At 42.3% G+C, this 14,251-nt stretch carries 11 protein-coding genes; 3 read left to right on the top strand and 8 right to left on the bottom strand.

Annotated elements, in window-relative coordinates; translation table 11 throughout:
* The gene (locus AC58QC_RS07990) at positions 1-1,308 is read right to left on the bottom strand and encodes a DUF455 family protein (protein WP_497414644.1); all 1,308 of its coding nucleotides are present in this window, start codon (positions 1,306-1,308) and stop codon (positions 1-3) included.
* Positions 1,309-1,448: 140 nt separating this feature from the next.
* Between AC58QC_RS07990 and AC58QC_RS07985 the strand changes: the two genes are divergently transcribed.
* Positions 1,449-2,303 (top strand): AraC family transcriptional regulator, encoded by an 855-nt coding sequence (locus AC58QC_RS07985; RefSeq protein WP_497414643.1) that lies wholly within the window; start codon positions 1,449-1,451, stop codon positions 2,301-2,303.
* Positions 2,304-2,364: 61 nt separating this feature from the next.
* On the opposite strand, the gene AC58QC_RS07980 is transcribed toward AC58QC_RS07985, so the two are convergent.
* The 4 genes from AC58QC_RS07980 to AC58QC_RS07965 form a co-directional block, all read right to left on the bottom strand.
* Positions 2,365-3,924 (bottom strand): ABC transporter substrate-binding protein, encoded by a 1,560-nt coding sequence (locus tag AC58QC_RS07980; protein ID WP_497414642.1) that lies wholly within the window; start codon positions 3,922-3,924, stop codon positions 2,365-2,367.
* Positions 3,925-3,987: 63 nt separating this feature from the next.
* Positions 3,988-4,869 carry a carbohydrate ABC transporter permease gene (locus AC58QC_RS07975; protein ID WP_497414641.1) on the bottom strand — a complete coding sequence of 294 codons (882 nt, stop codon included), beginning with the start codon at positions 4,867-4,869 and terminating at the stop codon, positions 3,988-3,990.
* Positions 4,870-4,916: 47 nt separating this feature from the next.
* Positions 4,917-5,840, bottom strand: a complete 924-nt coding sequence (locus tag AC58QC_RS07970) for an ABC transporter permease (RefSeq protein WP_497414640.1) — start codon at positions 5,838-5,840, stop codon at positions 4,917-4,919.
* Between the two features lie 560 nt (positions 5,841-6,400).
* Positions 6,401-8,434, bottom strand: coding sequence for a beta-galactosidase (locus AC58QC_RS07965; protein WP_497414639.1), 2,034 nt, complete (start codon positions 8,432-8,434; stop codon positions 6,401-6,403).
* Positions 8,435-8,555: 121 nt separating this feature from the next.
* Between AC58QC_RS07965 and AC58QC_RS07960 the strand changes: the two genes are divergently transcribed.
* On the top strand, positions 8,556-9,377 hold the full coding sequence (locus AC58QC_RS07960; RefSeq protein ID WP_497414638.1) for a helix-turn-helix domain-containing protein: 822 nt from the start codon (positions 8,556-8,558) through the stop codon (positions 9,375-9,377).
* Positions 9,378-10,014: 637 nt separating this feature from the next.
* On the opposite strand, the gene AC58QC_RS07955 is transcribed toward AC58QC_RS07960, so the two are convergent.
* A complete protein-coding gene (locus tag AC58QC_RS07955) occupies positions 10,015-10,599 on the bottom strand; it encodes a TetR/AcrR family transcriptional regulator (protein ID WP_497414637.1) in 585 nt (194 codons plus the stop codon).
* A 280-nt stretch (positions 10,600-10,879) separates the two neighbouring features.
* Between AC58QC_RS07955 and gdhA the strand changes: the two genes are divergently transcribed.
* A complete protein-coding gene (gdhA, locus tag AC58QC_RS07950; protein WP_497414636.1) occupies positions 10,880-12,253 on the top strand; it encodes an NADP-specific glutamate dehydrogenase in 1,374 nt (457 codons plus the stop codon).
* 93 nt (positions 12,254-12,346) lie between these two features.
* Here gdhA and AC58QC_RS07945 read toward each other — a convergent pair whose 3' ends face one another.
* Complete coding sequence (locus AC58QC_RS07945; RefSeq protein WP_497414635.1) at positions 12,347-13,351, bottom strand: asparaginase; 1,005 nt, start codon at positions 13,349-13,351, stop codon at positions 12,347-12,349.
* A 25-nt stretch (positions 13,352-13,376) separates the two neighbouring features.
* A complete protein-coding gene (locus AC58QC_RS07940) occupies positions 13,377-14,249 on the bottom strand; it encodes a sugar phosphate isomerase/epimerase family protein (RefSeq protein WP_497414634.1) in 873 nt (290 codons plus the stop codon).
* Between the last annotated feature and the right edge of the window lie 2 nt (positions 14,250-14,251).

Raw genomic sequence — 14,251 nt, 5'->3', positions numbered from 1 at the left:
TTACTTTCCAAGTTTTTTGTTTAAGTGAGTCGTTGCTGCTTGAATCAACGTTTCATTACCCGTCATTTTTTGCGATTTCGCTTCAATTCTTTCCATAAACTTCTCATACCCATGTTTGCCACTTTCATGCCTATACTGAATCCAATCTACCCATTCGGTGACGATTTGCTGTGTTTCTTCCATGATCCGCTCTTTATCCCACTCTGGACGAATAGCTTTGATCCAGGAAAGACCAAACGAAATATGATTAGACTCATCCGCCCAATCATAATCACAATCTTGAGCCCCATTCAAATCGTTTACTGCAAACAATTCGTTTCTCAATTTGGATTTATGAAGCGGACCTTTCTGCTCCAAACCGTGAAGTAGTAATACTAGGGACAAGATCCCCCTATCGCGAAAAGCTCGCCAATGATCCGGCACCATCGGAACATCAATACCCATTTCAAATCCAAGCTCTTTAAGTCGTTGCTCCCCCATCATGGCGTGCCGCATTTCATCGTAGGTCCACCTAGCCGCGCCATAATATAGGTCCCACTTCATGTCCTCATATTCCCAGATCACTGCAGCAGCCGTTTCACAAGCCCAAACCTCATTCGCATGATCAATAGCAATCCACAAACGCTGCTCAAGCGAGTTCTTTGGGTCTCGTGGCGGAACTTGCATGACGGCTGGTTCCCATGAAGCATCGCGCCCTCCTTCTAGTGGAAGTTCATAACGTTTTTGCGGATAAATAAACCCGTTTTCCCGGTCTGGCCCATGAACGCCACCACAACTTGCAAATAAAGCATTAAATTCCGCTTTGTTGTTCTCCACTTCAGGTGTATGAATATCCAAGAAGTCCAAAATGGTTGCAGCTTCCTGAAGTTGTTCCTCCAACTCCATGACAATCCGTTTTAAATAGGCATGGCTAGGAGCATCATCGAGCGGATCCGTTTCCTTCATGTACTCCTTAAATGCGCTTAAAAGTAGAGGTTTTATAACGTTATAAATATGAATGAGGAATTGTTCGTCCGATTGAGCATTAGGAATATTCCGAAGAAAAACAATCAAGTTAGCGTCGGATTGGTTGTCGGCATCCACTCTTGGATATCGCAAATCCAAAGTTCTTGACCGGAGCATATCGGCATGCATGGCATCAAACCAAATATGCCTAGCAAGCATTTTTTTCGCAGGCCAGTTTTTCATTGTGGGCAGGTACCCCGCCATCGCCCTCATCGTCTCTTTCACCGTACAATAGTAACGCCTCATCATTTGGCTCGCTGTTTCAACATCTCGAAGCAGAATTGATTGATCAACTCTTTCCATCCCTATATCCCTCCGTTATAATAAATGTGTTCAACGCATGTTCGCATGACATCTATAATCTTTTGCAAAGAACGTTGAGAAAAGTTAGTTACCCTACACACTTAGAATAATGGTTTTTTTTGCAGGAAGGAATGAAGCGGATGACAAAGTTCTTGGACTATATGATCAGTCCCTTCCCCATTCGAGTGGCTGATCTGCAAGTGGATAAATCGAAGCTGAATATCAAATCGTTGACAATTACCGAAATGGGACATTTACCAGGAAGAACCTTACAACGTAACCAGGCAACATTCGATAGTTGGGCCTTAGCCTATATCGCTGGAGGAAGAGGCTTCTACCAAGTAGATGGCGGAATCCGACAGCCTGTGGAGAAAGGCAGCTTATTTTTTGTATATCCCGAAGCTGCTTTTCATTATGGACCCGAAGAGAATGGTAATTGGGATGAGTATTACATCCGGTTCGAAGGAAGTCGTATTCAGGAATGGCTAACAAACTGGCTATTCCAGATAGATACAGTCAAACACATCGGATGGGAAGAAGCCTCTGTACATAAATTAGAAATGATTTTTCTCCTTATAGAAAGCGGTGTTCCTTCTAAAGTAGACCAGGCCTCCCTATTATTAGAGTCACTTCTTTATGAATGGATATCGAAATCAAATGAACCGCATGAAAAAGCAACCAAATTACATATTGTCCAATTAGTCCACGATATTTCCAATAACTTATATGAGCCTATTGATTCCGAAAAAATAGCGAGACGTAATCATATAGCGGTTCCTACTTTGCGAAGGATGGTGAGCCAATATACCGGATATCCCTTAAACGAATATATTCATCGCTTGAAAATAGCGGAAACAAAAAGACTACTCTTAAATACAGACATGCAAATTAAGGATATCTCTGATGCATTAGGTTATTCGGATGAATGTTACTTCTCTCGTTTATTCAAAAAATATGTCGGTATGGCTCCCAAGCAATATCGTAATAATAATTGAAAGAGCTGCCCGTTAATCACTTGCGATGATTAAAGGACAGCTCCATTTTAATTATTTCGTTTTATTTCGTTGTTTTCCAAGCATCAATCTGTTTTTGCATTTCAGCAATGATCTTATCAGATCCAGCTGCTTTTAGTTTTGCCAAGAATTCGTTATATTTCGCTTCATCAGAAACACCAAGCTCAATCGCTCTGTAATACTCGTCATAAACTGCGCTTGCTTTCGCAATATCAGCTTTTACTGGTGTAGCATCGAAAGTAAACCCTAACAATTTGGATGGTACAGCATCATTGTTCATTTTTTTAGTATCAGCCCAAACCGTTTTAGGCATTCCTTTGTCTACATAGGCAAGGTAATTCGAAGCAAACATCCAAGGTACATTCGCAGCATATTGTTTAGCTGCATCCCCAGGAACCATGAATCCATCTGAATCAATTTTGAAGTGTTTATCTTTAATCCCGAAGTTTAAAAGGTTATAAATTTCTGGATTCGTATTTAAAAGTTCAAGAAGCATCATAGCTCTTTCAGGGTTTTTGGAATTTCTGTTGATCGCATGCATAGTTGCTACAATTCCACCTGTTGTGAGATGGGCTACGCCAGCCGGTACATCCACAGTTGGATAACCTGCTAATTTATCATTAGCAACATTAACACCCGGTTTGTAAGCTCCGCCTATCAAAACGCCCATTTTTCCAGCTTGAGAGAGTTCTTGGCTATTATCCAATTTGGTGGAAATACGCTCTTTGGAGTTCAAATAACCTTTCGCATTCCAATCTCTCATGATGGCAGCAAATTTTTTAACACTATCCGTTTCGAATTGGTTGACTACTTTAAGCGAATCATCTGTATACACCACAGCTCCAGGAACATTCATTCCTGAAATGGCTTCAAAATTGAATCCATCCCCAAATTGACTTAACCCGGTAACAAATGCTTTCTTCGGATCATCTTTCGTTACAGCTTGTATGAATGGCTCGAGTGCACTAAAGTTGTCGACTGTTAATTTACCGCTTATTGAATTAATATCAAACTTGTACTTTTCAGCCAATGCTTTAGGGATAATGACATCAGGCGTTCTAGCTGAGATTTGTTCATTTACAAATCCATAAATTTTCCCATTTACTTTAGTTGCTGTCCAGAATGTTTTCGGGACCTGAGCAAATGATTTGGGAGCATATTTCGCAAGTAAATCATCTAATGGCAAGAATGCGCCTTTAGCAACATTTTGCGTATAATTGTTAATCCAGTTTGAAGTAAATACCAAATCGTAGGCTTCGCCAGAGGCAATAACGACTTGCATCTTCTGATCATATTCACCAAAACCGACAGGCTTGAAATCTACGGTAGCATTGATTTTTTCTTTAATAACTTTGTTGACTTCAGCAAATACAAGGTCTTGGTCAGGCTGTGGGAAATTACCTGGGAAATACCACGTCAATTTCACTTCTGGTAAAGCTGCAGTTGTTGCTTGAGGAGCTGTAGTTGCTGTAGCTGCTGTAGCTGCAGCCGATGGAGTTGGTTCTTTCGTAGACGAACTGCATGCAGAAAGCAGCATGCTAAACATGACTACCATACTTGTTGCTACGATCCCCGTTTTTGAAAATTTTGATCTTTTCAACATAGGTGAATCCTCCTCTATAATTTCTTGATCTATTCTTACAATGGATATGACTCCATTCATAAGCTAACCTTTTACTGCACCAACAGTTAAGCCGCGAACGAAATGTTTTTGGAACATTGGAAACACAAGAAGCATAGGGCCTGAAGCAAGGATTGCCATCGCCATACGTGCTGATTCTGATGGAAGCAAATTAGACTTCATATCTGGAGGCATCATATTTGAAGAGCTAGTCAAAAATTGAATATTGTTCATCATCCGGTATAACATGAATTGCAAGGGGATCAGGCTTTCCTTTTCAATATAAAGCAAACTTAGCCACCAGTCATTCCAATACGTCAGTAGTGTAAACAAACCGACAGTTGCAAGTCCTGGTTTGGCAAGCGGGAGAATGATTTGAACGAAAATTCTAAATTCGTTGGCCCCATCCATCATGCAAGATTCGATGATACTGTGCGGTATCTTCTGCATGAATGAGCGCAGGATTAGAATAAACCAAGGTGCTGCCAAATAAGGAAGAATCAAAACCCATATTGTATTTTTTAAATGCAGGTAGTTGGAGATTAATAAATAAGAAGGAACCAGACCGCCATTGAACAGCATTGTAAAAAAAACATAAAAGCTGAGTTTGTTTTTCCATTTATAGTCTTCTCGCGAAAGTGGATAGGCAATTCCAGCCATAACCAATAAGGAGAGAAAAGTTCCTACTATACTTACAAAAAGTGAAATCTTAAAAGCGTTTACAATTTGCAGCGGTTTATACAAAATATACGCATATGCGGTAAGATCAAAGTTTAGCGGGATGAGACTGTAACCATATTTTGCAATGTCCTTTTCGTTTGAAAAAGAAATTGAGATTATAGATATAAGCGGAACTATGCAAGAGAGACTAAATAGTATGAACACGATATTGATTATTGTTTGGGGCAATGCTTTCTTTGATAACATTCCATACCTCCTATGCGAATTCTAATGTAGCGAATAACATACTTTTCTTAAAAAAGCTTGTTATCATCATTTACTTTCTTCACGATATGGTTGCTTAGCAATACAACGATAAAGCCCATCGTGGATTGGAATAATCCAACCGCTGAAGACATCCCAAGATCTCCGGAAACCCTTAACATGCGGTAAACATAGGTATCAATAACTTGTGTAACCGGAAATAGCTGCCCAATTTCTCTTGGAACAAAGAAGAACAAACCAAAATCCGAATAAAATATTTTACCAATGGATAAGAGAGTTAAAATAATAACTAATGGCATTAGAAGAGGAATCGTAATATTGCGGATCACTTGGAACTTGGAAGCGCCATCAATTTCAGCAGCTTCAAAATACTCCTGTGAGATCCCCAAGATGCCTGCATAGAAGATAATACTGACGTAGCCTAACCCTTTCCATATATTAATGAAGATTAATAAAAATGGCCATATCCAGGTTGAGGTATAATAATCCGTCGTAAAGCCCAGTTTGGCCATTATCGATGTGATCACACCAAAAGGACCGATAAAGGAATATACCATATAGGCAACAATGATCCACGAGAAAAAATAAGGAAAGAAAAAGATCGTTTGATATACTTTTACTAACCTGGTACTGAGTACTTCATTTAACAGAATTGCAAAAACAACAGATAAGAATGTCCCTACTCCGATGAATATAAGATTATAGGAAAGTGTATTTCTTACCACGAGCCATGCATCGCTTGATGTGAAGAAAAATTTAAAGTTCTCGAAACCTACCCACGGGCTATGAAACAAGCCTTGTTCATAATTAATACTCTTAAAAGCAATGAATATCCCCCCCATAGGGATGTACGAGAAAACAAATATTAGCAAAATTGCGGGAAGAGCTAGGATACTTAATTGTATATTTTTCTTATATGAATGATAGTTCATGAATCCTTTCTTTTGTTTCACTTTAGCTTCACTCCTTTTCAGTCATCGTTGCTCTATACCCAATGTTAGCCTCCATTCTTCAAATAAACAATTTCTAATCCCTTATTTAAGTTCTATTTCGAGCAAAATGAGAGTTCTTAATGCTTCCATTTGTACTGTATTTCGCTTTTTTCTACTTTTCCAACCGCATTCGAGTTTCATTTAAGCATTTAGGACAGGCATTCAACATATACGGTCAAGTAAATGAACAATGACCTATGAGACGGACACTTTGAAACAAAGTGCTCCTCTTATAGGTCATTTATGTTCTGAAGGTATGTTATTTCTGCAAGTCGTCAAATCCTTGAAGTTGCCATGACGCGGCATCGAAAAGAAAACCTAGGTGCGCTATTTCCACAATATCGGCCATTATTGGCCTGAAGAGGAACGTGGGTACCTATTTGACCAATTTTATGGTATTTATGCGTTTTTCGGACAAATAAGGTCCTGTCGTTCCCTTTCATTGTCCTTTTAGTGCGTTTAGCTGCAAATAGCGCATCCTAGTTCCCTTTCCATTTGGATCCCATTATGAGATTTACCGATTATTGTTGCTTCTCAATAATAAGGACTGCTTTAGGTGGAAGTGTAACGTCGTTTGCTAAGAAATCGCCGGATAGTATGTCAATCCCCTTCAGATCACCTAATGCAATCGAAGTAGCTTGATCATTATGATTTAATATAAACACAAATGACTCATCATTACTTGTAGTTCTGATAGAAACCTCAATCCCAGGCACAGGGGGAATGGCTGCGGTGATTCCTTTATCTAGGCATAAGTTGCCAAGGAGGCCTTGTAAGAATGCTGGCTCTGGACTCGAGGCTACATACCAAGCTTGGCCCGCCCCATATTTATTGACCGTAAGCACAGGCATGCCTTGATAGAAATCCTTGCCATAGACGGCTTTCACTTCTGCGCCTTCAGCATGGATTAAATCACACAGAATGCCACATTGGTAGCTGCCGTCAAGCCCTCCCCATTGCTCATTCAACTGGATTTGGTTGCTCTGATCTGGGAACAGCGCATCGATTTCTTCCGCCCAAATACCAAGAACATTCCGCAATTCGCCTGGATAACCGCCAAGGGTTACGCGATCATGCTCATTGACGATGCCGCTGAAGAAGGTGGTAAGAAAGGTGCCGCCGGCATGAACGAATTCTTCTACGCGTTGGGCATATCCCTCTTTCACCATATAGAGAACAGGTGCAATGACGATATCGTAGCCAGCGAGATCCGTAGTGGTGCCAATGAGATCTACTTGAATATTTTGCTGGAACAGGGCGTCATAATACTTATGCACTTCATCTACATAATTCAAAGCGATAGTTGGACCGCTCGAGAGTCCAACCGCCCAGCGGTTTTCCCAATCGAACACAATGCCGACACGCGCATTCACTCTTGCGTCCAGTACTTTATCTGATAGCCGCTCAAGCTCATGCCCTAGTTCCGCGCATTCACGAAATACGCGTGTATGTTCATGTCCAACATGCTCAATGACAGCCCCATGGAATTTCTCACAAGCACCTGCGGATCGACGAAGCTGGAAAAATAAGATAGTATCCGCTCCATGAGCAATCGCTTGATAGCTCCAGAGCTTCATGACTCCTGGTCGTTTCAACGAGTTGTACTTCTGCCAATTCTGTTGACTTGGTGTTTGTTCCATCAGCATGAACGGCTGACCGTCCTTTAATCCACGCATGAGATCATGCGTCATGGATGTCAGACTGATCGGCGTATCCAAGGCCGGATAATTGTCCCATGAGATCACATCCAAATATGGCGCCCATTTGAAATAGTCCAATTCTTTGTAAAGACCCATTAAATTCGTGGTTATCGGCAATTGGGTTGAGTGCCGTTTGATCGCGTTATACTCCAACTTATAGCAATCTAGCAAACTATCGGACATAAATCTGCGATAATCTAATGAAATAGACTGAAAGAAAGAACGATCGCCTTGCGTTTCCTCAGTAAGTGCATTAGGTGGCACGATTTCTTCCCAATCATAGAACGTATGCCCCCAGAACCCTGTATACCAGGCTTTATTTAATTGATCTAATGTCGTATATCGTTCTTGCAGCCATGCGCGAAATGCGCCAGCGCAATTGTCACAGTAACAATAACCACCATATTCATTGGAAACGTGCCAAATCAGTATGGCTTCATGATCTTTATAGCGTTCAGCTAACTTGTCTGTCATTCGCTCCGAATAAGTACGGAACGTTGGACTATTGGGACAAGAATTATGCCTTTTGCCAAATTTACGTTGGCGTCCTTCAAAATCCACCCGACAAACATCTGGGTATTTCCTTGCCATCCACGCCGGGTGAGCGCCCGTACTTGTAGCTAAACAAACGTAGGTCCCATTGGCATGGAGACGCTCGATGGTCTCATCCAGCCAAGTAAAATCATAAGTATCTTCGTTCGGTTGTGATAGTGCCCACGAGAATACATTGATTGTCGCTACATCAATACCCGCAAGTTTAAACATCCGTAAATCTTCATCCATAACCTCTTTATCCCATTGCTCAGGGTTGTAATCCCCACCGTACCAAATCTTAGGCAGCTTTGTATGTATCACGCTTCGCACCTCTTCAATTGATTTTCATATAAGAATAAATACATTATATTGGATTCATAATCGCGTTAAAATATAATATATTTGCAACCCTATATAAGAAAATGGAACAGGATGATTCGAAATGCATACCCGATTTTTATTAACACCTAAGTCAGCCCAACCTTACCCCTTATTTATCGATAGCATCGGTCATCATGAAGATCAGGAAATACGCATCAGAAATGAAGGCTTCCCTTATTATCATTGGCTACAAACCTATGCGGGCGAAGGTGAGTTTGAGATGGACAACAGAACGGTGCGTTTACCGAAAGGAACAGGCGTGCTTTTGCTCCCAGGTGTACCGCATTCTTATTACGCCGTTACCGACACTTGGTGCACACAATATGTCACATTCGGCGGCAACTGCGTGCACGCTATTTTGAACACATTAGAAATGCTCGAGTCTGCCGTTTTCCGATGGGATGCCGAAGGCCCTTTAAGCTTAGCTCTTGGACATATCCTAAATAACTTAGAGACAAAAGCAGATTACTCTGGCTACGATGCCTCCGCAGATTTGTATCATTTCTTGATTCAAATTAAAAAGCACGCTCAAATCAATAACCGCACCTCGATTGGTAATCAAATGCTTCATTTGCAGCCCTTAACGGAATGGCTAGAAGCTCACTACGCAAATCCGGATACCGGGATTGAACAAATGTCTGCTGTTCTTCAAGTCACACCGAGGCATATGAATACCTTGTTTCAACATGCTTTCGGCCTTTCACCTTACGCTTACCTCATTATGATGCGAATTCGCAAATCCAAAGAAATGCTGCTTAGCGACCGACATCAAGCGATTAAAGATATAGCTACTCACGTAGGATTCCGTGATGTAAGTCACTTTATTGCGAGCTTTCGCAAGCAAGTCGGTTTTACACCAGAGAGATTCAGAGAAATGAATTAAGGATTACTCTGCCAAACGGCGAAGCCGTCCTAATAACTGGAAAAACTCCATCTATTTTTTAGTTTCACGCTTATTTTTTTATAATAAGTGGAAAAAGTCCATTTATTTCTTTGCATTCTTCCGTTTTCGACGAAACATCTTCAAATTAACTGTATTTTTTTACAGTTATTTGAAATACAGTGAGTATCCGGACGAAATTAGCAGTATTTTTACAGTTATTAAATAGAATACTCCCTAGATTTAGCTGCTATGGAAGTCCTTCGAAGATGAGCGACCGCGTTTTAAAGGTTGTTCTATCCCCAATTAAAAAGACGTTTTCGGAAACCGAAAACGTCTGCTCTCTAACATGGTAAATTGGGGTGTGCTTCGCTCACCCCCTACCCCATACATATAAATTCTAGCGTGTTAAAAAACGAGGCTTTACTTATCCACAATGCTGGGCGGCACACGAAGTCCGAAACGAACAAACGTATAGCGATCCACATACATCGAGACGCCTTGAGGTATACCTTTGTAAATTAATTCCAAAAATATGCTTTGAATCATAAATTTAACAGTAGGTTTTCCAGCTAAGTTGTAAGGTGGTGGTCAGGGAAGCGAAGCCCGGCTAGTTGGAGTAACTGTAAAGCTCCAATTTTTACGAAAGTGTTCGCATCAACATAAATTGTTTGGCTAGAAAAATCGGCGTATACGGCATATCCTTTCGCAGCCAAGCAACGATCGTACCGATCAAGGCTGATGATCCGTACCAAATGGCAATGTCCTTTTGAATACCTGCTGATGTAATTGTGGCTTCGTTCCCCATACTCTCAATTCTTAAAGTAACCATTTCTGTCAACAGTTTTAACAAACGATCCGTAAAGATCGGAATACGCTGTGCCGCAAAAATGACCTTATAAAACGCAGCATTTTCAGCAATATGTTCGAGAAGACTCACAAGTACCGACCAATCTTCATCTTCTGCGGAAGTCTGATTTCCCATCGCTTTGTTCAAAATTGTAGATATTTCCTCGATCATATCATCCGCCATTTTGTCCATCATATCGGGAATGTCTCGATAATGCAGATAAAAGGTAACGCGATTAATCGTAGCACGCTCTGCAATACGATTGACCGAAATTTTATCGATATTCATTTCCTGAAGCAGTGCCACAAAGGCATCTTTGAGCAATTGACGTGTTCGAAGTATGCGCGGATCTGTGCGGTTTGTTCGATTATCCATGTAGCTATTTCCTTTACTTTGTACATTGTAGGCTTGAAACTTAATGATCTTTCCATTAAGAGTCTGTAAATTATACTACAATCTGTAAATTTAGTCCAAGTTTAGCTCCTTATTTCACTATACCTGCATAAGTGACATCTCCCATTTCATATGGGCACTTTAATCACACATAAAAGTAAGCTTACATGACATGTAAATTTTATTTGCCCAATTGGCTGGAATAAGGTAAAACTATACTAATATACTTTTTTACCATAATTGAATTGTGAAGGTGGAGGACATGGTGTTAGTTCAAGTGGATAATGATATTGCTGCAAGAGAGTATGTACATGGCATTTACGAAACCGTAGTCAAACGTAATCCGAATGAAACTGAGTTCCATCAAGCTGTGAAAGAGATTATCGAGTCGTTGATTCCGGTTCTCTCCAAGCAGCCGAAGTACATGAAACACGGTATACTTGAACGGCTCGTTGAGCCGGAGCGTTTAATCACTTTCCGGGTACCGTGGGTAAATGACCAAGGGATTACGCAAGTGAATCGCGGTTTCCGCGTTCAATTCAATAGTGCAATTGGACCTTACAAAGGGGGATTGCGTTTCCATCCCTCCGTTAATGCGAGTATTATTAAATTTCTTGGGTTTGAACAAACACTTAAAAACTCCCTTACAGGTCAGCCAATCGGCGGCGGTAAAGGCGGCTCTGATTTCGATCCAAAAGGAAAGTCTGATAACGAAATTATGCGTTTCACCCAAAGCTTCATGACAGAGCTTTATAAATATATTGGTCAAGACACGGACGTACCAGCTGGAGACATTGGCGTAGGCGCGCGTGAAATTGGTTATATGTTCGGTCAGTATAAGCGAATTCGCGGAGCTCATGAATCTGGTGTATTGACAGGTAAAGGGATCATCTACGGCGGCAGCTTGGGACGTACCGAAGCGACTGGCTATGGTTGTGTTTACTTTGTGAACGAGATGCTGAAATCCAAGGGACTTAGCTTCGAGGGAAGCACTGTTGTCGTTTCCGGTTCTGGCAACGTGGCCACATATTCCATTGAAAAAGCGGTACAGTTAGGCGCTACGGTCGTTGCTTGCAGCGACTCCAACGGCTATATTTATGATAAAAACGGAATCTGCCTTGAGACGCTTAGACGGTTGAAAGAAGTTGAAAGAACGAGAATCAGCGAGTATGTAAAAGAGCATCCGTCCGCAACCTATCATGAAGGTTGTCATGGCATTTGGTCCATTCCATGTGATATCGCACTTCCTAGCGCAACACAGAACGAGATTAATGAGGCATCAGCGAAAATTCTTGTAAGCAACGGGGTAAAAGCAGTTGGGGAAGGCGCAAATATGCCATCAACCTTGGAAGCGATTGATGTATTCCTGCAAGCAGGTGTGTTGTTTGGACCAGCTAAGGCAGCGAATGCAGGCGGTGTTGCCGTATCTGCACTAGAAATGTCGCAAAATAGTATGAGATACTCCTGGCAGTTCCATGAGGTAGACGACAAGCTCCATACGATTATGAAAAATATTTACAGAAGCGCTGTCCAAGCTGCAGAGGAATATGGCCATCCAGGCAATCTCGTTGTAGGAGCCAATATTGCAGGCTTTACCAAAGTAGCCGACGCTATGATTGCACAAGGTGTCGTTTAGGATGCCAAAAATAAAGGAGCTAAGCGCGCACAAGCCACTTAGCTCCTTTTTCATCTAAATATTTACCTTTTCCAACGAGTGAATCTATCCCGATCATTTCAGTTGAAATCCGATTCGATGTCGACCAACTACAACCCCTAAGCTGTTACGAATTTCATCCGGGCACAACTCCCGGAGTCGCGCAATTGTAGTTCCATCCTGATAGCCAATTTGTGAAAGAATAGCTGCCACGATATACGCCCACTTGTCTTCGCTCCCATCTGCAACCTTTAGAGCGAAAGCCAATCCCTCTCGTTTCAGCGCAAAGCAGTATATGCCTTTGGCGCCGCCTTTCGCAACAATATTAGCGTCCTTCAACAACGCAGGACAGATGAGCCCTGTCCCGGATACCCAATCCGGGCAGGCATTCATTGCGATGGTCAAGTCCCGCACAGCAGCAGAAGTGGCGGCATCCTCAATCATTTCGGGTCGTGCGAGCTTCAGAAACGCTTGCGCCGCATGGTACAAAGGCATCGCATATACAGGAAGGCCGCAGCCGTCTATGCCAAGCTGTAAGCGATCCCTGTTGAGCCCCGCCATTTCGCATATGATCGCGCTCAACTCCTGCTGCAGCGGATGGTCGTTATCTTCATAGCCTTGAAGTGCGTATCCATCTGCCTGACATACCGCAAGCAAACATAAGTGCTTCCCTGAACAGTTATGATAGAGCTTCCTCTCCAGATGACCATCATGAAACAGCCGATAATGGCTTGGTGTTTGCAGTGGAAAGGATGCCCCGCAAACCAATTGCTCTTCATTTAAAGCAAGCTTATCTAGCAAATCTTCTAAAGCGTTCACATGAAACGACTGACCTCGATGCGATGCTGTCAGAACAGCCTGCTGCTCCAACGTTAGGCCATATTTCTTATGAAGCTGTCTGCGAAAAAAGGGGATCGCCTGGAAAGGCTTTGACGCCGATCGTAAATACGTGACATGATGGGGATCGCCCACCTGATATCGGATGTTACCCTGTAAATCGATCCCAACCACATGCCCCCAAAATTCGCTTTCCACTAGATATCCACGCCATTCTTCCACAAGCAAAGCCGCATTCGTCATTCGTAGCTTCGTACCTCCCTACGCCTCATGCCTCCTGCCACAACCGTCTTGCATTGTCCATCGCGATCTTCGAGGCTGATTTGCACTCCTCCATGCCTTCAAATTCAATTGTAAGATATCCGTTGTATCCCGAATCCTTAATGAGCTTCATAATTCGACGCATGTCGATATCTCCTTGGCCGACGATTGCGCCTCTTAAATAGTTGCCATTAGCGGTTGTAAACCATGCTCCTTCTCCAGGATGCTCATCGTACGGTCTAAAATAAAAATCTTTCACATGGATGAGTGAAGCAAATGGCAAATTTTTGCGCACACCGATTAGGGGCTGCTCATCCACGCACATAAAATTGCCGATATCCAGTGTCGTCTTGAAATTAGGACGATTGACCTCAGTTAGAACGCGTTGCACACGATCACTTGCCTGTACGCTGAAGCCGTGGTTTTCAATGGTCGTGGTGATCCCGTACTGCGCTGCATAATCGGCAATAAGCCGACTCCCTCTTACCATCGCGTGTAAATTCGATTCGAACCATTGAATCGTCATCTTTTCAGGCGGTAAGGTAAAAGCTGTAACATCATGCCGCATATGCAACATGCCAAGCCTGTTGACCAAATCAACATGCTGCTTGACTCGCGCTACCTCCGCTTCGAAAGCCTCTTCCGTCTCCTGGACGAAGTTGGCCGGCATCGAATAATTGGATAACTCGATGCCAACTTCCTTAGCCTTCAAGCGGACTGCGGCCGCTAGATCAGGTTTGTCTATCAGTGTAAAGCCATAGGGAACGATTTCCATATGCTCGCCGCCATGATCCGAAATCCACTGTATGACGTCTAGGACTGTCATATCCCCTGTTTTTAATGCACCCAGCAAGCTATATGTGCTAAGACCGATTTTCAACG

Source organism: Paenibacillus sp. J22P51 (genome assembly GCF_059692215.1).
Note: the sequence above shows the minus strand (reverse complement) of the source record. Positions and strands in the feature narration are given on the sequence as shown.